Source organism: Lysinibacillus sp. VIII_CA, assembly GCF_049943995.1.
GTDB lineage: Bacteria > Bacillota > Bacilli > Bacillales_A > Planococcaceae > Lysinibacillus > Lysinibacillus pinottii.
Genome location: NZ_JBNFXM010000002.1, coordinates 118,940 through 143,204, shown reverse-complemented (window position 1 = coordinate 143,204; position 24,265 = coordinate 118,940). Strand labels below are relative to the sequence as shown.

The following is a 24,265-nucleotide window of genomic DNA, read 5'->3' as shown; positions in this document are numbered from 1 at the left end:
TATCCTACAGTAGGATACCTTTTTGAATTCTATGAGCAATTACTTGCCTTCTTTCCACATTTTCACTTTTTCAAAGAATAAGGCAAGTGCTTGTTTATTTTGCATATTTGGTACCTTTGCTAAAAGCACTTCTTTAGGTGATTGACATTCCTTCGATTGCTTTTGCAAAATGACAATGCTCTTTTCTAATGATTTATTAGCAAACATGGAATCAGGTAGCTGAATAATTGCTTGAATCCAAGCGTGCTTTTGAATGTACTTGTGAAGTTGCTTAGACTGCTCTGAATCAAACAGATGTGATGGCGCAAGGAAAAATAAGTAGCCACCTTCCTTTGTATAATTCATAGATTGCTCCATAAATAAATGGTGGGCATAGCTCATTCCCTCTGACGAGCACAATTCATACTCAAGGGCAATTTCTTCATTTGGATAATAACCAACAGGTAAATCACAAACAACTGCATCAACTGGATTTGCTAGTAAATCTTGCAAGGCATCCTGTCGATATAAAGAAATTGGCTGCTCTGTTAAATCAGCTGTAGCTGCCGCTAAACGTATAAGTAGCTCATCTACTTCTACACCTGTAGCCTCGACTTTTCCATCTAATAAATTCATAACTGTTAGCAATAAATTTCCCGTACCTACTGCTGGATCCATAATCGATATTTTTTCTTGCTCAAGACGTTCAGCAAAGATTTGCTCAACAAAATAGCCCACTAATAACCCTAACGTATCAGGTGTCATTTGATGGTTTGGTTGAGAGCTTTTACGCATTCCTTTTAGAATGGCAATTTGTATAGCCTTGCGAATATCCTCTTTCGTTGCATCTTTTTGTGAGAAATCAACCTCGCCATCAAGCCATGCCTCTAGCCCATCTAGCAACCCCTCTAACAAAATTGTATTGTGCTCTTTTTCGATTTTTTCAGCATGCTCATTTAACATACCAAATAATTTCTCGATATTTTCCATAGATAACTTCCTTTCAAGCAGAAAAGAGCCGTGACAAACACTCGTCACAGCCCCTTTGTCTAGTATTATCTTAGCCTAAAAGCAGGCCATTATGCTAGTGCTTTGACAGCTGCAATAGCCGCTTCATAGTTTGGATGATCTGTTGCCTCAGGTACATACTCAACATATGTTACTTTATTGTTTTCATCCACAACAAACACAGCACGTGTCAGAAGACGTAATTCTTGAATATACACGCCATAAGCCTCACCAAATGAAAGGTCGCGGTGATCAGAAACCGTTTGAACCGCATCAATACCTGCTGCCCCACACCAACGTTTTTGAGCGAATGGAAGATCTACAGATACTGTGTAAATCACTACATTATCACCTAAGTTAGCTGCTTCTTCATTGAAACGACGTGTTTGAGCATCACATACACCAGTATCTAATGATGGTACAACACTAAATAAACGAATTTTCCCCTCTGAATCTTTTAATGTTACAGGTGAAAGGTCATTCGCTAATACTGTAAAAGCTGGTGCTAAATCGCCCACCTTTACTTCATTACCTACTAGTGTCACTGGACCATTTTTAAATGTTACTTGTGCCATATAAACGCCTCCTAATCATCATATGTACATAATATTACTAAATGAAGGGAATTAATTGCAACTAAGATAGCTTACTTTATTCAAAGTGTTAGCTAGCAATAGAAAAGACTGTCTCATCGTTTGAGACAGTCTCTTGTTTATTGTTCATTTTTTTCTTCTAGTTTTTCTAGCTCAGGTTTTCCCTCTTGTTCAATAGAAGCTATCTTTTCATCTTTTTTCTCTATAGAAAGTGGCACTAAATTCTTTTCAATATAGACTTTCTCATGCACCACTGTTGTATCGGCGAAATAGTCATGCAGCCCTTGATTGTCTGGTAAAATAACTACCAAAATATAAAGAGGCATCACAATATTATTAATAATACGCCCAATCCATTCACGGAATAATACATCTGACCAAGTAAGGTTACCATGCTTTAATGAAATGACACGTAATCCAAATACCATCTTCCCTAGCGTTTGACCAAAAAATTTTGTCATAAGGACAAAATAACTATAATAAAGAACCGCTGAAATAATGGAGATTGGAGCATACCAAACTGATTCTGATAAGGACCAATCCATTAAATAAAAGATAGGATTAAAGAGTATTCCAACTACAGCAGACACAATAAACCCATCCAATAAAAATGCCCACAATCGAATCCAAAAGCCTGCTGTTTTTAATGTGTAGTTTTTTTGCCTTGCTAAATCTTCCGTGCCATTGTTAAAAAAGTTATTTTCCATTGAGGGTGAACCTTGCATAACAACTTCATTGTTTGTCATTGAACTCCCTCCTTAGTATTCCCCGTATAAATACATCATTTTAGGTGCATTGTAATCTGTCATAATTTTCATTAGCATTTTTTCCTCTGCTGAAGGACCGAACATGGAGCCAATTTTCATCCCAACATATGATTGCCATCCGCCCATATCATAAGCATATTCAAATAATACAGCATCTTCTAGTCCAAAATCGGCGCGTAAGGCTGCAATGGCAGCTTCTTCGTCGCCAATTTCATCGACTAAACCAGCTTCAAGTGCTTTTGTACCACCAAGAATACGGCCATCCGCCACTTTCTTCACATCGGCTTCTGACATATTACGTCCTTGTTCAACGATATCCACAAATTCTTCATATGTTTCATTGATCATATCCTGCATCATTGCACGTTCCTCTGGTGTCACATCACGCATTGGACTTAGCATATCCTTATGCTCACCAGATTTAAACGTTTCGAATTTGACACCGACTTTTTCAGCCAATGCTTGATAATTAATAGATTGCATGATAACACCAATTGAGCCTGTTATTGTATCACGATGTGCAAATATTTTGTCTGCTGGAGCTGAAATATAATAACCACCAGATGCTGCCATTGAATCCATTGATACATAAATTGGAATTTGTCTTTCTTCTTTAATTTTTAACAGCTTTTTATAAATTTCAGCAGATTCTTTTACCCCTCCACCAGGAGAGTTAACACTTAAAACAATTCCTTCAATCGTATCATCGTACAAAATACTATCCAATTGTTCTAGGAAAAATTGATGATCATATGCAACAGGCTGCCATAGTGAACTTGAGCCAATATCTTGGATCGTGCCATCCACCTTTAAATAGGCAATCCTTTTATCAAAATTATCCCCTTCAATTACATTTTCATATACATCTAAGTTATTTCCTGCCATTAAACTATCAAAATTACCTAGGAAATCTGCTTTAAATAGCGCAAAAATGGTATTAATACCCAATGAAAACAGTAAAAGAACACCTGCTACTATTAATGCAACCCACCTTTTAACATTCATCTCTTTCCGCCTCCTTATGACGTAATACGTATGACTTGCTCATTAGTTTCATTTTTTTGCAATAATATGCAATTAGTTTTATTCTATTTATTTCCTCATAATACCTTACCTAAAATTACAAAAAAAATCAAAGTTCATTTCTTTAATGAACTCTGATTTTCGACATTATTTCCTAGGAAATGATTATTGTATACATTTTTTTATTTCTTGTTGCCTTAATTCGACACGTCTAATTTTACCAGATGCAGTTTTGGGTAACTCTGTAACAAATTCAATAGCACGTGGATATTTATAAGGTGCTGTTAATGATTTCACATGATTTTGAAGGGTTTGAATAAGCCCTTGATCACCATTAACACCATACTGTAGGATAATAAATGCTTTAACGATGTTCCCGCGAACTCTATCAGGGCTTGCAATGACAGCAACCTCTTTCACAGTCGGATGCTTCATCAACGCATCCTCCACTTCAAAGGGTCCAATTGTGTAACCTGAGGAAATAATGACATCATCCCCGCGTCCTTCAAACCAAAAGTAGCCGTCCGCATCTTTATAAGCTCGATCCCCTGTTATATACCAATCACCACGAAATTGTAAATTTGTACGTTCTGGATCATTTAAATATCTTTTAAAGAGTGCAGGTGTTTCTCGATGAACGGCAATATCACCTACTTCTCCTATAGCTACTGGCTCACCAAAATCGTCTATAATTTCAACGGTGTTGCCAGGGGTAGGCTTCCCCATCGAACCAACTCTTGCCTCCATACCTACCATAGTCCCTACCAGTAAGGTATTTTCTGTTTGACCATAACCATCTCGCACCTGTAGATGAAAAGTATCCGCGAATTTTTTTATAACTTCACTGTTCAAGGGCTCACCTGCTGAAACAGCTTGTCGAATTGAACTGATATCATACTCCTGTAAATTGTCAAGTGCTGCCATAAAACGATATTCAGTCGGTGTACAACATAAGATATTCATTTTAAATTTTTCAAGCAATGTTAAATAGGTTGCCGCATCAAACTTTCCTTTATAGACAAAAGCAGTGGCACCACTGCCTAAAATGGCGAGAAACGGGCTCCAAATCCATTTTTGCCATCCTGGTGCTGCGGTTGCCCATACAATATCATTTTCTTGTACTCCTAGCCAACGAGGAGCTGTTGTCCGTAAATGTGCATAGCCCCAGCTATGCGTATGCACTGCAGCTTTCGGATTTCCTGTTGTGCCACTTGTATAAGCTAAAAATGCATGGTCTGTACTTTTTGTTGGTGTAGAACTTATGTAAGTTGTTGGTTGCTTTCGCATTATGTCTAACAATGGCTGCCATGGCTCATGAGCATTTCCAATAACAAATAGCTGCACCTCTTGTAAATTTTCTACTTGATCAAATTGCTGAATGTAAGGCTCAAAGGCCACAATTGCTTTAGCATCGGCATGATGAATACGATACTCAATATCTTTTGTTCTTAGCATTTCAGAGCTTGGAATGATTGTTAAACCCGCTTTTAATGCAGCAATATAGACAATGTATGCTTCTACTGAGCGTGGTACCATCACTAAAATGACATCACCTTTAGTTAATCCATTTTTTGTAAAGACATGTGCCGCCTGATTCGCTCTTTCAAGTAAATGTGCGTAGGTGATAAATTGTACATCAGAATGCTCTTCATAAATTATCAATGCATTTTTAGTTGAATCCTTAGCATATTTTTCAAATTCATCAGTTATGTTATACCATTCTGGTGCTACTAATTCTTGTCTTTTCATGGCAAATGCCCCCTTTTGATAAGACACATTATACTCCTTTCTTAGAATTTTCAATGGTTTACACTTGATTTGAGTAAAGTCATGACAACTATCATACTTACCTATATGGCATCAGTCACGTTTTGTTGATAGGAAAACTTGCTATTGAATACATATGAAAAGTATGGTACATTTTGGTCAACTAAAAGCAAGATTGCAGGGGGACTCATAAAGAGTTGAGAAGGTAAAACCTGACCCTTTGAACCTGTTAGTTAATACTGACGTAGGGAGCAATGAACATCTTTTTTTCAGATGAAAGGCTCTTTTTCGTGCATTTTTACACAAAAGAGCCTTTTTTGCGTGCTTACGTCCACCCATGAAGGAGGACTAAAATGATTTTTCAAACGATTCGTCAACAACAACCGCTTATACACTGTATAACTAATTATGTTGTGGCTAATTTCCAAGCAAATGGCTTATTGGCATTAGGTGCCTCTCCTGTCATGGCTGATGACAGCCATGAGGTAGAAGAAATGGTCGCCATTGCAGAAGCTCTTTTAATCAATATTGGTACACTGAATGATCGAACAAAGGAAGCGATGCTGTTAGCAGGAAAAAAGGCAAATACCCTTAGTATTCCTGTTATATTAGATCCAGTTGGCGCAGGTGCCACAGTTTATCGCAAGGAAACCGTACACCTATTACTTACAGACATACAATTTGCGGTCATACGCTGTAACAAGGGAGAACTTGCGGCATTAGTGAATGTGGAATGGCAACAAAAAGGTGTTGATAGTGGTGATGGATTTATTGACATAGAAACAGAAGCAACATTATTGGCTCAACGCTACAACTGTATAGTCATTGTTACAGGCGAACATGATTTTATGACAGACGGTGTGCAGAGCCAATGGATAACTGGTGGAAATTCACAAATGACAGAAGTCACTGGTACAGGCTGTTTACTTAGTGCTATATGTGGAGCCGCCTACTGTTCAGGAGAAGATCCATACAGTCAATTAGTGGAAACCCTCACTTACTACAAAAAAGCAGCTGAGCTAGCATCAGCCTTTACAGAGGATATCGGGGATATTCAAATTGCTTTGCTAAATGCCCTTCATCGTCTTTCAAAGGAGGGTGAGGCTTCATGCATATTGTAACGACAATTGCAGGCTCAGATAGTGGTGGTGGCGCTGGTATTCAGGCTGATTTAAAAACATTCCAGGAATTAGGGGTTTTCGGTACCTCAGTTATTACAGCTTTAACTGCTCAAAACACACGAGGTGTAACAGGGGTTTTCCCAATTGAAGTTAATTTTGTTGAAAAACAATTTCATGCATTACTAGAAGATTTTTCGATTGCTGCGATTAAAACGGGGATGCTTTATTCCTCGGATATTATTCAGACAATCGCACACATTTTACAGGATTTAAAAATCCCACTAATTGTTGATCCAGTTATGATTGCAAAAGGTGGAGAAAACTTATTGCAGCAAGAGGCTATTGAAGCCATGCGCATTTCTTTACTACCACTTGCTACAATTGTGACACCTAATATACCAGAAGCAGAGGCACTTACTGGAAGAAAAATAAATCAATTCTCTGATATGGAGGAGGTCGCTCAATGCTTTTTCCAACTAGGTGTTCACTGTGTCATCATTAAAGGTGGGCATCTCCCCAATTCGTTATATGCGATTGATTATGTATTTATAAAAAATGACAAATATTTTTCCATGCAGTCTCCTCGTATTCCAACGAAAAACACACATGGTACAGGTTGTACATTTTCAGCAGCTCTCACTGCTTTTATTGCTCAAGGTTTGACAATTGAAAAAGCTGTTATTGAAGCTAAAAAATTTATACAATTAGCTATTATGCATGATTTAGCCATTGGTAATGGTCATGGCCCTACAAATCATTTTGCTTATCGGCTGCATAATGGTGCCTGCGAGGTGAAGTTAGTTGAAACGTGAGGATTTACAGCTTTATTTTATTATGGGTACAAGCAATGTTTCCCATCAAGAGCCGTTAGTTGTTCTCGAAAAAGCGCTGAGGGCTGGCATAACCATGTTTCAATTACGTGAAAAAGGTCCTTACGCATTAACAGGACTAGCTTATGAGCAATTTGCCCGCCAGTGTCAACAATTATGTCAACATTACCATGTGCCGTTTATTGTTAACGATGACGTGGATCTAGCAGTACGACTTGGTGCTGATGGTGTCCATATTGGACAAGATGATGAACAGATTGCCATTGCACGGAAAAAAATGGCGAACCGGATTCTTGGCGTTTCCGTGCATTCGCAGGAGGAACTACAAATAGCTATTGATCATCATGCTGATTATGTAGGTATCGGCCCTATTTTTGCCACAACATCTAAAAGTGATGCACAGCCACCATGTGGCACCAATTTTTTACAGCAAGCTTCCAAATTACAGCCTAACTTACCTATCGTGGCTATAGGTGGCATAAATGGGATAAATGCTGATATTGTTTTTCAAGCTGGTGCTGATGGAGTTGCTGTTATCTCTGCTCTCTGTGAAAGTGAGGATATTGAACAAACAGTATCCATATTTAAGTCTTTAAATCGCATAAAAAGATGATCTTTAAACAAACTAAAACCAGTGCCTTTTACGGTCACTGGTTTTAAGTTTATAAATGCTTATTTAGCATTTATTGGTTGTTGTTTGGCATACCCTTTAATTGAGATTCTGCCATTTGTACAAGACGTTTAGTGATTTCACCACCAACGGAACCGTTAGCACGAGCTGAAGCGTCAGCCCCTAATTGAACACCAAATTCTTGTGCAATTTCGTATTTCATTTGATCAAGTGCTTGTTGTACACCAGGTACTGCAAGCTGGTTTGAACTGCGGTTGTTGTTTGAAGCCATGTTTCTCACCTCCTTGTGAATATAGAATGTGCGTTATTAGATTTTTAATACAAAAAAAATAAAGGTAAATTGTACCTCTATTGGCATATGCCTAACTATACAAAAAAAACCGTCTCAAATAGGCTATTTGAGACGGTTTTTAAACTTTTGATTTATAAAAGATCAGCAAACTTATCTTGCTGTTGCTCTTCTTCTTTCTTAGGGAAAATATAGACCTCACGATTTTTGACAGCACGTGCTATAAGTTCATCAAAATCAGAAAAGCTTTCGTAATGCTCAACCTTTTCGAGCTTAGGCTTTGTTTTAGGACTAGCAGGCGTAAAGATTGTACAGCAGTCCTCGAAAGGCTGAATAGATGTTTCATAGGTGCCAATTTGTTCAGCTAACTCAATGATTTCTAATTTATCTGATGAAATTAATGGTCGTAAAATAGGCGTATTCGTTACTGCATTTATAGCCGTTAAGCTTTCAAGTGTTTGACTCGCTACTTGTCCAAGGCTTTCTCCCGTGACAATCGCAAGAGCTCCGATTTCCTCACGTACTTGATCAGCAACCTTTAACATCATACGACGAGTTGTTGTCATTGATACATTAGATGGTACTTTCTCTTTAATCAATACTTGTATTTCAGTAAAAGGAATAACGTGCAAACGAATATTAGCACCAAATTTCGTTAACTCATTTGCAAGCACTTTTACTTTTTCTAATGAATTTTGGCTTGTATAGGGTGGACTAAAAAAGTGAATAGCTTCTAAACGGACTCCGCGTTTCATCATTAAATAACCTGCAACAGGACTATCAATACCACCTGAAAGCATTAACAATGACTTCCCATTTGATCCTACAGGCATTCCTCCTGCACCTGGAATGACTTGCGCCATCATATAGGTTGCATCATGACGGACTTCTACACGTAACTCGATATCTGGTTGCTTCACTTTCACCGATAAATTGTTAAATTGAGGTAAAACATATCCACCAATTTCCCGCTGAATCGCATGTGATTCTAATGGGAAGGTTTTATCAGTACGTTTCACTTCCACTTTAAACGTATATGGCTGGTCTTTAAATGTTTCCATTATCGTAATCGCAAGTTTTTTCATACTTTCCATATCTTTTTCACACGCTGCAACAGGGCTAAATGATTGGATACCAAAAATTTTAGGCAAACCTGTTACAAGTGTTTGCATTTGTGCGTCATTCTCTATTGCAATAAACATTCGATCACGTTCGGTACGAATATGAAGATGTCCTAAATCTGCAAAAGCATGGCGGATATTCTCACGTAAACGGCGGATAAAATCCATCTTATTGCGACCTTTTGTAGAAAGTTCACCATATCGAATTAAAATTTCTTTCCAAATCATTACTTTATTTCTCCTTTAAGCTCTAGCATTACTTCTGCTAATACTTGTTTAAACTTTTTAATATCTTCGGCTGTGTTATGTGCACCAAAACTAATACGGATGACACCTTTTTTATAATGCTCATCTAGATGCAATGCTTCGACAACATGACTTGTTTTAGTTTGCTTCGAAGAACAAGCACTGGATGTTGATACAATCACACCTCGTTTTTGCATCGCATTAATGATGACTTCTCCTTTTAAATCGCGAACACTGAAAGATATAATATGTGACGCTCCCTGTGGAGTCGACAAAATATGAATAGCCTCTCCATATTCATTTAGCTGTGCAAGAATTTCATCATGCCATTGACGGTATTTTTTTGCATGGTCATGCATGGTTTCAACCGCAATACGAGCTGCCTTAGATAAAGCCACAGCTTGTGGAACAGCTACAGTCCCACTACGCAATCCAAATTCTTGGCCACCTCCAAGTGCATAGGGCTGCCATCTTATCGCTTTACGAAATGCTAATACGCCAGAGCCTTTAAAGCCATGAATTTTATGGCCAGAGATCGAAATACAATCCGGTCCCTCTTCACCCTTAAAGGATACAGCTAATTTCCCGAAGCTTTGTACAGCATCCACATGTAAGGCTGCACGACTCATTTCATGGATTAATTTAGCTGCTTCATCAATCGGTTGGATAGCACCCATCTCATTGTTTACATGCATCATACTTACTAAAATTGTATCTTTACGTATTTTTGCACGAAGTTCATCCAATGAAATAATACCACGATGATCAACCTTTAAATATTCCACTTCAAAGCCCTCTTTTGCGAGCTGTTTCACAGTCTCTAAAACAGAAGGATGCTCAATTTCAGTTGTTAAAATATGCTTTCCTATATGTGTATTGCTACGCGCTATTCCAAAAATAGCCGCATTATTCGATTCCGTACCACCTGAAGTAAATAGCACATTTTTTGCTTCTGTTTGCAAAATATCTGCTACTTGCTCACGTGCCCGCATTAATAAATCATTTGCTTCAACACCCATAGCATGGATGGATGCAGGATTGGCATAATACTGCTCATTTACAACCATAAACGCCTGAAGAACTTCTTTTAATGGTTTAGTTGTGGCACTATTATCTAAATAAATTGTATCATTCATTATTTTTCACACACTTTCAAAACGTTGATGTAACGGTATTTATCATAACGCAATCTTTAGCGATTGACCACTAACTTTAACGATAATTCATATTTTAATCTCAAGAGTGATGGAACTCACAATTTTTTTAACATCGTAATAAATTCCGTTGGCGTACTAAATTCGAGCTCTTTCACAAATCCTAATTTTTCATATAGGAATATAGCTCGCTTATTGAATAGGGCGACTGTTAAACGGAGCGGCTGAGGATATTCTTCCTCCATATTCTTGATGATAAATGAAAAGAACTTTGTGCCAAAACCTTTTCCTGTTAGCGTTGGTTTCATGCCAATACCAATATCTATATAATCTTCTGAATAAGCATTATAATCATGTCCTTTTGGCACTTGCGCAGCTGACCCTGTGCAATAAAAACCGATTAAGTCCTCTTGCTCATTAATTATGGCAAAGTAAGGATTATCAAGAAACTCCCGCAAGGATTCCTCGGATAATTCGTTATTATAAAAATCATAGGGCTCTTCATATTGCCAACATACAATTTCCTGAGCATACTTTTCATTCATTTTTCGAATGAACAATCCCATCCGTCTCACACCCTTATCCAAATTTAAAAAGAAAGCTGTCTAAAAAGTAATTTCTAAACTTTTTAGACAGCATAAATGTAGTTTTAATTGTTAGTCATAGTCTGCTCTGCTACCATTTCTTGAATACGTTTTAATGCACCTGGCTCCATTTCTTCCACAGCTGTCCCTGCTTCCTCTAATGCTTTGGAATAACGGAATTGATGGAATGCTTCCTCCGCCTCTTTTAAACGCGCATTTAATGTTGGATTGGATGCACGATGACGATTACCATACTGAATAATACGTTCTATGAGCATTACATTCTCTATTAACTCATGAGCTTTTGCTCTAACATCCTCTACACAAAGTGTTGCAGCATTTAAATTATTATGAACCGTTCCCATATTAAGCGGAACTTCCTGCAGACTTTGCATAACTACATATATATGCTCTGCCGCTTCATCAAGTCGTGCGTCCATCTCCTCTGGGACTCCTGGAATATTCGCCTTATTTAGGAGACGATCTGTATCTTGTAATATTTTCTTTAAGTTTTCAACTTGAGCGCGGGCCTTGTTTTCATCAATACGAAGTTTCTTCATTGTATTAGACAAATGACCTTGCTCTTCATGAATTCGTTCAAGCTCTTCACTTATTTCAATTAATTCTTCTTGTAAGCTTGAATACGCAGACTTTTCTTCTTTGACCCGCATGGCTAATAAATCGTAACGACGTTGCAGTGCTTCCAATTGCTTTAATGCTGCTTTTGGAATTTCAGCATCCTTTTCATTTAAGTGATAGCTTTGTTGTACATAGGTTGCCTCATCACTCACTGATTTTGTAGACGTAATAACATTTGTAATTGAGCTTAATAAACGATCACAATTTTGATCCACATAATTTTTGGCAATAACCTCTTTTTCCAGTAAATCATAAAAATGATCGATTTCTTCATTGATTTCTGTTACACGAGGTTTAACCACCATTAAATTTAGCTCTGCTAGGTCATTTTTTAACTTAGCAAATTCTTTTTCATAATTATTTAATGCCTCTGCTAATTCTAAATGCTGCAGATAGTAGGATTGGTCTTCCATTTCACGTTGACCATTACGCAATTCTTGAACGGCTCCCGGCAGCTTAACTTGTAATTCCGTCAAAATTGTTGGGACATCATTAATATATTCGAATGTCTGCTGGGATTCTTGATTTAAGCTAATCACAATTTCTCTCGCCTGCAAGTAATTACCTTCATTAGTCAGAACATCAAATTTTTCAAACTGCTCAACAAATTCCTCTAGCTTTTTCTCCAGTGCAGGTAATGCTACACCAAAGGAATGCTGGTGTGCTAGCAATGTTTTTCTTGCAGAACGGTAATATTCCTTTAACTGTTCAATTTCAATTCTATTTTTTTCTTCGCTGCCAATTAATTCATTTAATTCCTCTAAAATTTTATCTTTATCTTGGTCACATTTTTTGATATAGTCTTCGATTTCACGTTCAATTAATGTCGCTTTTTTAAAACGAAGTCGATTAATTTGATCTTCTGCATCAAATAAAAGTGAATCGATTTTAGTCATATGTACATCGATGACTTCATCCCAAATATTGCGCCATCGTTCAAACATTTCTTCCGTTTCACCGTTCATGTTCAAAGATTTTACTTTTGAAATTTCTTCATTTATAGGTTTATGTTGTATTTGTAATTTTTCATTTTCAAGTTTTGCAATAATTGCAACATGTTTTCTTCGCATCATAAATCCTACTATGGCTAAAATTAATAGTAGGATAATCGGAATGATGATATACTCCATCGTAAGCCTCCTATTCTACAATAAACGAATTGGCTAGTTGTATTTATTATATACTATGTTTTCGCCTTTTGTACTAAAATTTAAGTGATTTTCAGAAAACTGTATTTTTGCTATTGTAAAATATTAAGATAGCAGTCTATAGATCTAAAGGAGTGGTACATTTTGAAACGTGATGGGCATATACATAGTCCTTATTGTCCACATGGCAGTTCGGACACGTTCATTCAATATATTGAAAAAGCAATTTCGCATAATTTCACAGATATAACGTTTACAGAACACGCCCCATTACCAGCAGGGTTTATTGATCCTACCCCACTCCAAGATAGTGGGATGAAACCCGAGTATCTCATGCCATACATTGAAGAATTACAATGCCTGCAAAAACAATATGCAAAAGACATTCGAATTCGTATCGGATTAGAAGTTGATTATATCAAAGGTTTTGAACAAGAAACTCGTCATTTTCTTGATACATATGGACATTTTTTAGATGATGCCATCTTGTCAATCCATTTTTTACAGTGGCAGGACACCTTTGAATGTATCGACTTCTCTCCTAAATGCTTTATTGATTTCTCTAAGAAAGTTGGCTCTATTGAACAGGTGTATCATTTATATTATGATACAGTCCTACACTCTATAAAAGCAGACCTTGGTTCTTATAAGCCAAAAAGGATTGGGCACCCATCACTGATTCATAAATTTCAGCTAGCTCATCATGAGAAAATTAATGACGACACTCGACTTTACCAAGTTTTGGACAGTATGAAGCAAAATGGCTATGAATTAGATGTAAATAGTGCTGGTATAAGTAAACCATTTTGTCAGGAGCCCTATCCACCATTTGCCTTTATCAATTATTGTCAGGCGATTGAATTACCTTATGTATTTGGTTCCGATGCCCATAGTGTGACTGATTTACATCAACATTATAATGTTATATTACCGATCTAAATAACTTTTAAACGAGGTGCTTGTATGTTTACACAAATTAATTATGAAGGATCCATTGCTGACCAGTATCTTACACTATCTAAGCAATTAGACGCACTACTAACTGGTGAAAAGGATCAGATTGCAAATTTAAGCAATGCTTCTGCACTCCTCCATCAATTTTTAACAAATATTAACTGGGTGGGGTTCTATCTCTTACAGGAAAATGAGCTTGTACTCGGTCCATTTCAAGGTCTGCCTGCCTGTGTTAGAATACCAATTGGCCGTGGGGTTTGCGGAACAGCTGTGGCAACAAAAGAAACCATTGTTGTCAAAGATGTTCACGAATTCCCAGGACATATTGCGTGCGATGCTGCCTCCCAATCTGAAATTGTCATACCATTAATGAAACAAGGTGAGGTCATGGGTGTACTTGATATCGATAGCCCTACTGTGAATCGCTTCTCCAAGGAAGATCAAGCTGGTTTAGAGCAATTTGTTCAAACACTACTACTTCATATATAAGATGTTAAAAAATTGCCCTGAAATGCATTGTCATTTCAGGGCAATTTATTTTATAGAACCATTTACAAGAACTCCATCCATATTATTGGTTTTGAAAAGAACCATCATGGATGCAAAAACGATTTTTACCACTATTTTTTGCTTCATATAGAGCGGTATCAGCATGTAAGAAAACGGATTGGAATGCTGGTCGGTCTTGATCATTCCATGTAATGAGTCCTGCTGAAATTGTTACTTGAGGATCGGTGGCACTTGGAATTACTTCAACGATGGCTGATGCTAATTCCAAAGCTTCTTTTTCACTAATGTTAGGTACATATATGGACATCTCTTCACCGCCCCATCTTGCACAAATTCCTCGACTACCTATTGTTTCCTTCAACTGAACGGCAATCTGCATCAGTATTTTATCACCTACTTGATGACCATACGTGTCATTTATGCGTTTAAAATTATCAATATCAATGAGCAAAAACATACCTGATTGATCATATTCAAGAGACTTTTCTACAAAATGATCAAGGTAACTACGTGCATATAGTTTCGTTAAATGATCCAAATCGACCATTTCCTGAAGCTGTGTTCGTAAAATAGAGTTTGCAATTGCTAAAGATGAGTGGTGGATTAAAGACTGCATTAATTTAAAGCTATCAAACGAAAAGAAATACGGCTCTTTATGTAAAACGATACTAAAGCCATTGATCTTTTCTTCCATTAGAATGGGGATGGCCATTATGGAACGATATTCAATTTGTTTAGAGGTTAATCGACTAAAATCAGCTATAAACAGCGGATCATTAGTTTGAGTAAAATGTTGTTCAACATGCTTAATATAGGTTTGACCCTCTTCAGAACTAAATAGCGAAGTACTTGCCCCCGCTACTTCAAAGGTGTCATCTTTTTTAAAGGCGAAGCAAACTTCCATTGGTTGGAAGGATTTCAGCAACTGCTTTTGCAGGAAAAGTAACATTTCATGAATGTCAATCCTCATATTTAAACGATGTGATGTTTCATTGATAAGTTGTAAGTCACTGACGAGGCGATGCGACTGATGATATAGCTTTGCATTTTCTAGTGCATTTCCTGACGCCTGCGCAAGCATCCGTACAAAATCTTTTTCAGTCGTTGAAAAAAGGTAAGTAGTTGGAGCACTCACTTGTAATATGCCATAAATAGCTTGCCTTCCTTTAATAGGGGCATTTAATAAACGGCAATTTAAATCACTCGCAAGTTCTGTTGTTAACTCTCCTGATACAAAAGCCTCAATAGTGGTAGGTCTTTCCGATAAATAATCAAAAAGCTTAATATCGATGGTCGTGTGTCGGTCTTGATCATTCGATAATATAAGCTCTACATTAAATTCAGGGAAGTTATCCCTTATATTTTTCAATACATTTTCCAAAATTAAATCAATATCCATTGTTGAATGAAATAAATCAGTCATGTTATATAGTTTTCTATATTGGTCTTCATTTATTTTTACATCTAAATTATCTTTCATCATTTGAAGAACCTGAGAAAGTATTTCTATACATTTTTCGCCGTAATCTGAGGTCATAAAGTCTGTCCAAGACTCTGTTGCCTCCACAAGTAATACACCAATGGGATTATTGCCCTCTGCTTGGAAAAGCACCATATCTGTCATCATTGAATAGGCCTGTCTTGCCTTTAATATATAAGGAATTTTCACTACTTTTTGTTGATAAAAACTAGCTTCGATCATCAGCCATGACACAGCATTTAGCTTTGTTTCAATCGTTAATGAAGCCATCTCCTCAATAGGTATTAAAGAATTACCTTCAAAACTAAGAAAAGCTACATTATCAATTTCCAAGTGTTTCTTAAGACACTGTTTTAATGAATAAAAATACCCATTAAAACTAGCTTGTTCTTCATTAGAACTCACCCAAAAGCTCAAAACATCAGATTTTATATATTTTAGCGTTTGTAAATGGTCTGTCATGAAATCACCTTTTCTATATAACGTCCAAATCAATTACTATTAACTTATAATATATTATACATAATTTGTGTCATTTTGACTATGTAAATTCTCCCTTACTTTTACATTTTAGATTTTACAGCGCATCTTTAACTATTTCTAACACATTAGGAATGGACAGTGAGAATTTTCTACTATATACCTGTAATAAAATTTTAAATACTATTAATTGACGTACATGTCCTAAGCAGTTACAATGGAGGTTGTGTAAAATGAACGCAGCAGTGGTATAAGCTTATATTGTATTTTATTCCTCTATTTTCTTCTGTACAACTAATTAGATAGTCAACTTTTAAAAATAGATGGTGTATTGTGTAACCTAACGGCTGCATAGGCGAAAATACATGAAAATAAAATGCGTGTAAGAATGGGTACTACTGGTTTTTGTTTTACAACAAAAAAACCAAATTTAAAGGAGGAGACAACAATATGTCTCGTTATACAGGTCCATCTTGGAAATTATCACGTCGTCTTGGTATCTCACTAAGCGGTACAGGTAAAGAAATCGAAAAACGTCCTTACGCACCAGGACAACACGGTCCAAACCAACGTAAAAAATTATCAGAATACGGTTTACAACTTCAAGAGAAGCAAAAACTTCGTCACATGTACGGCATGAACGAACGTCAATTCCGTACATTGTTTAACCGCGCTGGTAAAATGAAAGGTGTACACGGTGAAAACTTCATGATCCTTCTTGAAACTCGCCTTGACAACTTAGTTTACCGTTTAGGTTTAGCTCGTACTCGTCGTGGAGCTCGTCAATTAGTAAACCACGGTCACATCTTAGTAGATGGCAAACGCGTTGATATCCCATCATTCAGCGTAAAACCAGGTCAAACGATTTCTCTTCGCGAAAAATCTCAAAACCTTGCTGTTGTTGGAGAAGCAATCGAAGTAAACAACTTCGTACCTGACTACTTAACTTTTGACGCTGACAAAAAAGAAGGTACATTCACTCGCCTTCCAGAGCGTTCTGAGTTATCAGCTGAAATCAACGAATCATTCATCGTAGAGTACTACTCTCGTTAATTAAATTACTCTGCAAAGAGTAGTTTAGAAAACCCTAGAAAGCCTTGTATATCAAGGTTCTCTAGGGTTTTTGCTTTTTATCAACAATGCACAATAATGCATTAAATATCGTTATTTTGGGGCTTGCATTGGGGCTAGTTTGGGGCTAATTAAATACGGTGCGCGTGTGTACAGGAATGTGTGAGTGAGATTGGAGTGAATTGCTTCAATCTTTTTTAAAAATTAAATTTAGAGAATGCGTATGATGACTATACCTTATACTATCATCCATTATTTAGACTAGCATCTGTACTAGATCTATTTTATATTTAAAATCTAATACTTTTGAATTATATAAAAAAAGCTAAAATGATTTCTCATTTCAGCAATATAAGTATACATTTTTTATGTTACCTTGAAAGATTTTAAAACTATGTTCTTAAACGTACTTGATTTATAGGTTGATATCTATTTTGAGCTTCTATTTCGTTATAAATATCTAAATTCCCACTCATATCTTCAATAGTAACAACTAAAGCATAAGGAACGTCATTATTGCCTTCTTCCCATCTTCCAAATAACTCTAGCCATATTTGCCAATCACCTGCATTAAATTTTGAAAAAAGTTTACTAAATTGATGACAAACATCCCACTTTTTTCTACCTTCTTTTGTTTTAGGCTGCACATGAGCAAGTTGACCGTTCGATTGAGATTTTTTTAGAGATGCTCGAATATATGCACCTAGATATTCAGTTCCTTTAGTTCTATCCACTGGAGGTTGGGATAGACATGTGACAGTCACTTTTGCAACATTTCTTCCTGGCTGAGCAGCCAAAATTTGTGGCATATAAATTTTAACTCTTTCTTTTTTTTCTCTATTTAGGGTACCTGTTCTAACAAATGTCACTTTAGAAGGAGATGAGAACTTACTATCATCAACAGTCGAAAGACCTCTTCCATATAAATTATGTGCTAAAACTAATTCATCTTCCTCTATATCATCGTCATCCCATACTGTTCTAGCATTATGATATAAAAGAGCTTTAGAAATCATCAAATTGCTACTTGGAATCTCTCTACTAATCTCAGCTAAATCTCCAGATATTACTGGAGCGCTAAAACTAGTTCCTGCATCTGGCACTAAAAAACCATTTGAATTCATCACTAAAGAATACTGATCTACTGGAGTAATAGCTTTTTTCCCATCAAACTCAATAGTTCCACCATAAGCAGATATATCTGGTTTAGTCACACCACAAAATCCCGGACCTTTCCGACTATAAGGAGCAATCATATTTTTTTCAGAAATACTTTTCTTATGATCAGCTCCACAAACTGCCCCTACTACTATTCCCAACATGGAATCTGCTGGTGAAGCAATAATAGAATCATCATCATCTATAATATCCGATATATCAGATTCGAACTGCCATAACTTATGATTACCTGCTGATAAAACGAATTGCACATTTCTTTTTAATTGCAGTGCATCAATTTCATATCCAATTATGCTCATTTCATCTTCTTCTATTGGAACTGATGAATTAGCTGATAAATTGTAAATGCTGCAAATATCAGCATACATTTCAACAGCATCCTGAATTCTTTTGATTAGTATATTTTCCGGAACAGACCCATCCAATATCCTACAGTCAATAACTCTAGCCCTTGGAATTATATTTGCTGCCTCATCAGTATTTTGGAAATGCCTAAATATTACCTTACTAGCTACTTTCGTCCCATGAGAATAATCATTACCTGAAAATCCATTAGGCTCCCACCTATCTACGATTAAAGGCTGTATATTATTCGGAAATTCAATTCCAGAGTCTAACACAGCAACTATTGGTAAAATATCAAAATTTGTTTCCTTTGAAATTGAGATAGGTTTGTCCACACTCTGAGCATTTGAAGTAATACCAACTTCAAAAAAATGTGTTTCTTCAATTCGGTAAATTGCACTGTCATCTTCATAATTAGAGAGCGTCGAAGATGGAATTATTGCTCTAACAATCATAGTTTCATCTGATAAAGTGTATGGTGAATCTTGTAAATGCCCCAGATCTGTTTCTATCTTTTTTATCAAACTTTTTACAGCAATATTTTTATCCTTCTGACTTAGCTTAGGAATCATCATAAATTGAACATCAACAGATTCGGGTGGTGAGTCGCTAAAATACAGTTTTTTCTTCAAATCATTAGAATTTTTTTGTGCACCAGTATAAGGTTCAAAATTACTAATACTATTAAAGTATGTTTTTCGATCACCATTTTGAGTATAGGTTTCAATTCGCCGCTGTAAAATTTCAAACTTTTGTTTAGTGGTAGATACAATAGCAGTTCGCTCATTTTTTACCGCATTAATCATTAAACCTAGTTTTTCAAAATCGTTGTTCTTATACTGTATTTTATTTCCTTCTGATACCTCAACTTTAAAAACCATAGTGTCTGTTTGGTCTAAAGAGTTTATTGATTTGCTATCCTTAATTTTGGTCTCAATATTTTTCAAACTCGAAGAAAGCTTAGATCCATGTTCACTATAAATTACATCTATTTCGGTTGACCTACTTGTCAATTCTTTATTAACTTCAATTACTTCATCATCAGGAATCCAAAAGTGATGTTTCTTTTCTTTCGTCATTTATGCTTGCCTCCTCTATTTTTTTAAATTTGTAACCCAAAGTAGATTTAGGGATCCCAGAAATTTTTTCTATATCCCTCATCGATATACCGTTGTGATTAAGTGATTTTAGAGCCACTATATAAGCATCACTTTCTTCGCTTAAAAATAATGACGTGTGATTAAGCCAAATATTTGCTATATCTTTTGACTCAAAGTTATTCACTAGTTTATTTAGTATTGAATGCCTAATTAGGGATTCAATAAAGGTTACAATCTGAGAACCGTTCATACCCTCAGTTAATTTAATCAACATTTCAATTTGTTTTTTACTAAAGATAGAAACATTTTCTAGTTTATTCTCAATTATTTTTTTCCTTTGTGTTACATTCGGTAACTCTAATAAAACAGCTAAATTAAATCTTCTCCATATAGCAGGGTCTAACATATGTTGATGATTAGTCGCTGCTATTAAAAATACATTACTAGGCATTTCATCTAAATTCTGCAATAACGTAGTAACTACCCTTTTTAATTCACCTAATTCATTAGAATCATCACGCTTTTTAGCTATAGCATCAAATTCATCTAGAAAAAGGACCACATCCTTATCCTTAACATAATCAAATATCTTTCTTATATTTGTTCCAGTTTGTCCTAAGTATGAGGAAACCAATCCATCCAATTTAACATAGGCAATTGGTAAACCCATCTCTCCAGCGATAGCCTTTGCAGTTAAAGTCTTCCCACAACCCGGAGGACCACAAAACAAAAGACGATTAGTAGGGCTAATACCCTTTTGAAGGAGTTGATCTGTCATTTTTCTTTCAGTAATTACCTGACTCAATGCTTCTAATGTTTTATCAGTCAATGCAACATCGTTAAACGAAATAGTTGGGTTAATTATTTCAATGAGATCAAGAGTACTATCTTTATCTTTGGGTAAAAAAGCCATACTTTGGGAATCAAATGAATTACTTTTTTGAATATTTTTTTCAATTTTTCTCGTTGAATTTTGTAAATTATAAGCTTTTTTCAATGAGGTAGAAAGTAATAAATTCCCCTTTTTTTCTTCATCATTGCTGAGATTATTCAAAGCTTTTTCAAATAAATCTTCATCTCCACTACAATGAGCTACTACTAAATCTATCACTAATTTCGATTTCATTTTTACCACCCTTTTCGTCCACTATAGGACTGATATTGAAATTTTATTATAAAAACAACATAGTGTCAACGATAACACAAACATTTTATTGGACACATATGGACAATTAATCACAACCTTATTATATGAAAGTTTTATAAAAGATATCCTTCGGAATATTTACCAATAATCTGCAGGGCTTTCTTACGTAATTAATATAATAATCTGTGTGACATTATAAAAAGTAAGAAGCAGCCACAATAATAATTGCAGATGCTCACTGTTTTGATAAAGCCAATTTGCGGGATTTTCTTAAATTGATGTTAGCGCATCGGCTTTTTTTATTTTTGTTCACTTTTTATTACCATTTTATATAATTCATCAGCATGAATATTTAGGGTTTTAATATCATTCGACATTTCTTTAAAGAGCGGATGGAATCCCATATCAATCAATCGTACTGTATCTCGTATTTCATCAATTACAAGACAAGCCATTCCTCGGTCTTTATCCCAACCTTTGTGAACTATATCATCAAGTCTTTCTATCAATCGTGCTACCGCACCCTGTACAACTTCTAATTGAATCATTTGTGCTGATAAGTTATAGGCATTGTGACTATTTTCATGTACCAATGATTTTACCTTTGCTGCTACTTGTTCCAATCCGATACCTTCTTTCACTGTTTATTTGTTTGCTACTGCATGTAATAGTAATTGTTTATTGTGGTCAGACATGACACGCCATTCTTTAGCTATTACTTTCATGTGTTCTCACTTCCTTCATATTAAAATACTTCTGTTGGTCCATTTCTATCGGTTAGCCAGTTATAGAAAGGAACTGGACGCTCATTAACAGTTTTTTGCACTATCAGTGATGTATTCCTATCTTTACGTAGTAAGGCCTTCTTATGAGCTCCTACGAATATGGCACGTAATGATTTAGAAACCGTCAGCACTCTTTCTTTAATATCGTTAGCCCTTTTAAAAATGATGTTTTTGGCCAATATAAATTCCTGAATGTTACTTACATTAGATGCTAGTACCACTTTATGCAGATCTTCCTTAAAGTTATCTGGGAGAGGTAATGAATGCGTAAATCCATACAGCATTTGTTGTTCCCATAGAAAAAACACCTCCGTTGATTGTTTGGTTATCCTTATACCCGTATCTCAACAAAAGGTGTTTATATATATCATTTTTATAGGTCAGTGGGTCTTCATAGTAGCTTTTTACCGTATTGGTGATAATGCTTTTTGCTCTAGATATTTGTAAAATCTAAGACCTCTGAAATAATCTTCAATATAAGAATCTACTAATAAGACAAAGACATCGTCTTCACCACTTCCAATTCACTGACTTCTCCATCAGAACATACATTCCTGGTTGTAATTTCAAGAAATCCTTTTAACTTTGCTAAGATTACTTAATTTTAAAATGTGCAATTTGACCTTTTAAGTTTTCAACCATCTCGTTTAATTGATTAGCTGTTCCTAGCATTTCTTCCATAAAAGCAGATTGCTCTTGCATAGTTGAAGCAATATTTTGGGTACCTGCTGATGTTTGCTCCAATGATTGCACAGTTGTCTCAGTAGTCCCTAATACTTGTTCAGAGCTTGCTGATATTTGTTCTACTGTTGAAGCAATTGATTGCGTTCGCATACTAATGTTTGAAATTAGAGATGAGATTTTTTGAAAAGTATCTCCAGCCAATCTTATTGCGATAGTCTCATGATTAATTTCATCTACTACTCTCGTAATAGCTTCAACCGATTCATTAGAATTGTTTTGCATTTCAGAGATTAATTTAGTTATGTCATTAGCAGATTGGGCAGATTGTTCTGCTAAATGTCTTATTTCATCTGCGACAACAGCAAATCCTTTTCCGTATTCACCTGCACGAGCAGCCTCAATAGCTGCATTTAATGCTAGTAAATTAATTTGATCTGAAATACTTGTAATAACATTTGTAATTTGTCCTACTTCTTTAGAACGTCGATGCATTTGTTCTGTCATTTGCATAGAGGCTTTTGAAAGCTCGTTAATTGAATCAATTCCTTGTACGGATTGTTGAATGACATGATTACCTTGATTGGATTCTTCAGATGTTCTAATAGATTCATCAGAAACGTTTGTAGTAGATTCTGTGATTTCTACTATCCCCTCTGATATTTCTCTAATCGCAATTTGATTTTGAATAGCCCCAGTTGTTACCATTTCACTACTTACTGAAACTTCCTGAATTGCTGCTGATACCTGATTGGCCATTTCTGTCACTTGCTCTATACTTTGCGTCAATTCTTTAGACCCGCTTGCTACATAGTCTGCTGTTGAGGATACATGACCTATAACTTCTTTTAGCTGCACTTGCATACTATTAAAACTTGATGCAAGCTGACCAATTTCATCATTACTTGTATTTTTAATTTCCTGTGTTAAATCACCAGCAGCAATTACTTTAGTATAATCAACAAGTTCATTTAACGGTTTAGAAATTCTTTTAGCAGTGAAATATGCTAGTATGCCACTTACCACAATAAATATAAGTGCTAATAACACACATACCTTTATTAATAAATTCTCCAGATCAACTATAAAATCTGCATCTTCATCTAACCCTAAGACAGAATCTGTTCCTGGAACTTGTAAAAATGTAGACTTATGAGCGCCGTAATCATCTATATAAATATCACTTGTAACCATTTTAGTTGTATCTAGCGCTGCTTTTTGTTCATCTGTAAACGCTAGTGGTGATAAATACTTATCGTCATTACCTAAAAATAAAATGACTTCTTTATTATCTACTTTACTCATAATATACACATTTTCTAATTCATACTCTTTTTGAAAGTCATTTCCTCTGGACAACAGTTCTTGATATGCACTTTTGTTTGTTTTAGCACTATTGATTAATTCTTTATCAAATAACTCTTCAAAGTCATCCATTTTCATTGTTAAGCTCTCTTCAAACTGAGGAATAATATATCCATCGATTAAACGCTCAGCTACAATAAATATGGCAAAACTAAAAATTGTGCTTATAACAATAATAGGCATTAATACGTTTAATAATATTTTCTTTCTAATGGTCATACCTTTAAACATCGTTAACGCTCCTAACTGTAATATAAAATTAACTATT

The 24,265-nt window shown here is 35.7% G+C and carries 22 protein-coding genes and 1 riboswitch; of the genes, 6 read left to right on the top strand and 16 right to left on the bottom strand.

The annotated features are described in order from the left end of the window. Positions 1-39: 39 nt before the first annotated feature. From ACP3VS_RS03955 to mbcS, 5 genes are all read right to left on the bottom strand, one after another. On the bottom strand, positions 40-969 hold the full coding sequence (locus ACP3VS_RS03955) for a class I SAM-dependent methyltransferase (protein WP_426388398.1): 930 nt from the start codon (positions 967-969) through the stop codon (positions 40-42). Positions 970-1,058: 89 nt separating this feature from the next. Next, positions 1,059-1,562 (bottom strand): thiol peroxidase, encoded by a 504-nt coding sequence (tpx, locus tag ACP3VS_RS03950; RefSeq protein ID WP_012295635.1) that lies wholly within the window; start codon positions 1,560-1,562, stop codon positions 1,059-1,061. Positions 1,563-1,699: 137 nt separating this feature from the next. Further along, positions 1,700-2,326 carry an RDD family protein gene (locus tag ACP3VS_RS03945; protein WP_012295636.1) on the bottom strand — a complete coding sequence of 209 codons (627 nt, stop codon included), beginning with the start codon at positions 2,324-2,326 and terminating at the stop codon, positions 1,700-1,702. Between the two features lie 12 nt (positions 2,327-2,338). Continuing rightward, positions 2,339-3,352, bottom strand: coding sequence for a signal peptide peptidase SppA (gene sppA / locus ACP3VS_RS03940; protein WP_012295637.1), 1,014 nt, complete (start codon positions 3,350-3,352; stop codon positions 2,339-2,341). A gap of 183 nt (positions 3,353-3,535) precedes the next feature. Beyond that, positions 3,536-5,119 (bottom strand): acyl-CoA synthetase MbcS, encoded by a 1,584-nt coding sequence (gene mbcS, locus ACP3VS_RS03935; RefSeq protein ID WP_426388396.1) that lies wholly within the window; start codon positions 5,117-5,119, stop codon positions 3,536-3,538. 187 nt (positions 5,120-5,306) lie between these two features. Further along, positions 5,307-5,405, top strand: a riboswitch (TPP riboswitch). A gap of 85 nt (positions 5,406-5,490) precedes the next feature. Here mbcS and thiM point away from each other — a divergent pair. From thiM to thiE, 3 genes are read left to right on the top strand one after another with little or no spacing between them, the layout of a single operon-like run. Beyond that, complete coding sequence (thiM, locus tag ACP3VS_RS03930) at positions 5,491-6,258, top strand: hydroxyethylthiazole kinase (protein ID WP_031418614.1); 768 nt, start codon at positions 5,491-5,493, stop codon at positions 6,256-6,258. Beyond that, the gene (thiD, locus tag ACP3VS_RS03925) at positions 6,246-7,070 is read left to right on the top strand and encodes a bifunctional hydroxymethylpyrimidine kinase/phosphomethylpyrimidine kinase (RefSeq protein ID WP_031418613.1); all 825 of its coding nucleotides are present in this window, start codon (positions 6,246-6,248) and stop codon (positions 7,068-7,070) included. Before thiM ends, thiD begins: the two co-directional genes overlap by 13 nt. Beyond that, positions 7,060-7,701 carry a thiamine phosphate synthase gene (thiE, locus tag ACP3VS_RS03920; protein WP_012295641.1) on the top strand — a complete coding sequence of 214 codons (642 nt, stop codon included), beginning with the start codon at positions 7,060-7,062 and terminating at the stop codon, positions 7,699-7,701. Before thiD ends, thiE begins: the two co-directional genes overlap by 11 nt. 70 nt (positions 7,702-7,771) lie before the next feature. On the opposite strand, the gene ACP3VS_RS03915 is transcribed toward thiE, so the two are convergent. The 5 genes from ACP3VS_RS03915 to ezrA form a co-directional block, all read right to left on the bottom strand. After that, positions 7,772-7,990, bottom strand: coding sequence for an alpha/beta-type small acid-soluble spore protein (locus tag ACP3VS_RS03915; protein ID WP_012295642.1), 219 nt, complete (start codon positions 7,988-7,990; stop codon positions 7,772-7,774). Positions 7,991-8,142: 152 nt separating this feature from the next. After that, complete coding sequence (gene thiI, locus ACP3VS_RS03910; protein WP_036164493.1) at positions 8,143-9,357, bottom strand: tRNA uracil 4-sulfurtransferase ThiI; 1,215 nt, start codon at positions 9,355-9,357, stop codon at positions 8,143-8,145. Beyond that, positions 9,357-10,511: a cysteine desulfurase family protein gene (locus tag ACP3VS_RS03905; protein WP_036164495.1), complete on the bottom strand. Its 1,155-nt coding sequence runs from the start codon at positions 10,509-10,511 to the stop codon at positions 9,357-9,359. Before ACP3VS_RS03905 ends, thiI begins: the two co-directional genes overlap by 1 nt. Before the next feature lie 116 nt (positions 10,512-10,627). Next, entirely contained in the window at positions 10,628-11,095 is a 468-nt protein-coding gene (locus tag ACP3VS_RS03900) for a GNAT family N-acetyltransferase (protein ID WP_012295645.1), read from the bottom strand. 83 nt (positions 11,096-11,178) lie between these two features. After that, positions 11,179-12,882: a septation ring formation regulator EzrA gene (gene ezrA, locus ACP3VS_RS03895; protein WP_012295646.1), complete on the bottom strand. Its 1,704-nt coding sequence runs from the start codon at positions 12,880-12,882 to the stop codon at positions 11,179-11,181. Positions 12,883-13,044: 162 nt separating this feature from the next. Here ezrA and hisJ point away from each other — a divergent pair, with 162 nt between their 5' ends. Continuing rightward, positions 13,045-13,839 carry a histidinol-phosphatase HisJ gene (gene hisJ / locus ACP3VS_RS03890; RefSeq protein WP_426388395.1) on the top strand — a complete coding sequence of 265 codons (795 nt, stop codon included), beginning with the start codon at positions 13,045-13,047 and terminating at the stop codon, positions 13,837-13,839. Between the two features lie 24 nt (positions 13,840-13,863). Then, on the top strand, positions 13,864-14,343 hold the full coding sequence (locus ACP3VS_RS03885) for a GAF domain-containing protein (protein ID WP_036164500.1): 480 nt from the start codon (positions 13,864-13,866) through the stop codon (positions 14,341-14,343). Between the two features lie 82 nt (positions 14,344-14,425). Here the strand turns inward: ACP3VS_RS03885 and ACP3VS_RS03880 are convergent, their stop codons facing one another. Continuing rightward, on the bottom strand, positions 14,426-16,306 hold the full coding sequence (locus ACP3VS_RS03880; protein WP_031418603.1) for a sensor domain-containing diguanylate cyclase: 1,881 nt from the start codon (positions 16,304-16,306) through the stop codon (positions 14,426-14,428). A 468-nt stretch (positions 16,307-16,774) separates the two neighbouring features. Between ACP3VS_RS03880 and rpsD the strand changes: the two genes are divergently transcribed. Then, complete coding sequence (rpsD, locus tag ACP3VS_RS03875) at positions 16,775-17,377, top strand: 30S ribosomal protein S4 (RefSeq protein ID WP_008176787.1); 603 nt, start codon at positions 16,775-16,777, stop codon at positions 17,375-17,377. 410 nt (positions 17,378-17,787) lie between these two features. On the opposite strand, the gene ACP3VS_RS03870 is transcribed toward rpsD, so the two are convergent. The 5 genes from ACP3VS_RS03870 to ACP3VS_RS03850 all read right to left on the bottom strand — a co-directional run bounded on the left by ACP3VS_RS03870 (position 17,788) and on the right by ACP3VS_RS03850 (position 24,228). Continuing rightward, positions 17,788-19,998, bottom strand: a complete 2,211-nt coding sequence (locus ACP3VS_RS03870) for a S8 family peptidase (RefSeq protein WP_426388393.1) — start codon at positions 19,996-19,998, stop codon at positions 17,788-17,790. Then, complete coding sequence (locus ACP3VS_RS03865) at positions 19,961-21,145, bottom strand: AAA family ATPase (protein WP_426388392.1); 1,185 nt, start codon at positions 21,143-21,145, stop codon at positions 19,961-19,963. Before ACP3VS_RS03865 ends, ACP3VS_RS03870 begins: the two co-directional genes overlap by 38 nt. A gap of 320 nt (positions 21,146-21,465) precedes the next feature. After that, on the bottom strand, positions 21,466-21,789 hold the full coding sequence (locus tag ACP3VS_RS03860) for a hypothetical protein (protein ID WP_426388391.1): 324 nt from the start codon (positions 21,787-21,789) through the stop codon (positions 21,466-21,468). A gap of 122 nt (positions 21,790-21,911) precedes the next feature. Beyond that, the gene (locus tag ACP3VS_RS03855) at positions 21,912-22,235 is read right to left on the bottom strand and encodes a hypothetical protein (protein WP_426388390.1); all 324 of its coding nucleotides are present in this window, start codon (positions 22,233-22,235) and stop codon (positions 21,912-21,914) included. Positions 22,236-22,545: 310 nt separating this feature from the next. After that, complete coding sequence (locus ACP3VS_RS03850; protein ID WP_012295671.1) at positions 22,546-24,228, bottom strand: methyl-accepting chemotaxis protein; 1,683 nt, start codon at positions 24,226-24,228, stop codon at positions 22,546-22,548. Between the last annotated feature and the right edge of the window lie 37 nt (positions 24,229-24,265).

Excerpts from the sequence above, each read along its gene's own strand:
- sppA (WP_012295637.1), bottom strand. The coding sequence starts at position 3,352 with ATGAATGTTAAAAGGTGGGTTGCATTAATAGTAGCAGGTGTTCTTTTA.
- thiM (WP_031418614.1), top strand. The coding sequence starts at position 5,491 with ATGATTTTTCAAACGATTCGTCAACAACAACCGCTTATACACTGTATA.
- ACP3VS_RS03905 (WP_036164495.1), bottom strand. The coding sequence starts at position 10,511 with ATGAATGATACAATTTATTTAGATAATAGTGCCACAACTAAACCATTA.
- tpx (WP_012295635.1), bottom strand. The coding sequence starts at position 1,562 with ATGGCACAAGTAACATTTAAAAATGGTCCAGTGACACTAGTAGGTAAT.
- ACP3VS_RS03855 (WP_426388390.1), bottom strand. The coding sequence starts at position 22,235 with ATGCTGTATGGATTTACGCATTCATTACCTCTCCCAGATAACTTTAAG.
- thiD (WP_031418613.1), top strand. The coding sequence starts at position 6,246 with ATGCATATTGTAACGACAATTGCAGGCTCAGATAGTGGTGGTGGCGCT.
- mbcS (WP_426388396.1), bottom strand. The coding sequence starts at position 5,119 with ATGAAAAGACAAGAATTAGTAGCACCAGAATGGTATAACATAACTGAT.
- ACP3VS_RS03955 (WP_426388398.1), bottom strand. The coding sequence starts at position 969 with ATGGAAAATATCGAGAAATTATTTGGTATGTTAAATGAGCATGCTGAA.
- ACP3VS_RS03850 (WP_012295671.1), bottom strand. The coding sequence starts at position 24,228 with ATGTTTAAAGGTATGACCATTAGAAAGAAAATATTATTAAACGTATTA.
- ACP3VS_RS03885 (WP_036164500.1), top strand. The coding sequence starts at position 13,864 with ATGTTTACACAAATTAATTATGAAGGATCCATTGCTGACCAGTATCTT.
- ACP3VS_RS03915 (WP_012295642.1), bottom strand. The coding sequence starts at position 7,990 with ATGGCTTCAAACAACAACCGCAGTTCAAACCAGCTTGCAGTACCTGGT.
- ACP3VS_RS03865 (WP_426388392.1), bottom strand. The coding sequence starts at position 21,145 with ATGAAATCGAAATTAGTGATAGATTTAGTAGTAGCTCATTGTAGTGGA.
- ezrA (WP_012295646.1), bottom strand. The coding sequence starts at position 12,882 with ATGGAGTATATCATCATTCCGATTATCCTACTATTAATTTTAGCCATA.
- thiI (WP_036164493.1), bottom strand. The coding sequence starts at position 9,357 with ATGATTTGGAAAGAAATTTTAATTCGATATGGTGAACTTTCTACAAAA.
- ACP3VS_RS03880 (WP_031418603.1), bottom strand. The coding sequence starts at position 16,306 with ATGACAGACCATTTACAAACGCTAAAATATATAAAATCTGATGTTTTG.
- rpsD (WP_008176787.1), top strand. The coding sequence starts at position 16,775 with ATGTCTCGTTATACAGGTCCATCTTGGAAATTATCACGTCGTCTTGGT.
- ACP3VS_RS03900 (WP_012295645.1), bottom strand. The coding sequence starts at position 11,095 with ATGGGATTGTTCATTCGAAAAATGAATGAAAAGTATGCTCAGGAAATT.
- ACP3VS_RS03870 (WP_426388393.1), bottom strand. The coding sequence starts at position 19,998 with ATGACGAAAGAAAAGAAACATCACTTTTGGATTCCTGATGATGAAGTA.
- ACP3VS_RS03945 (WP_012295636.1), bottom strand. The coding sequence starts at position 2,326 with ATGACAAACAATGAAGTTGTTATGCAAGGTTCACCCTCAATGGAAAAT.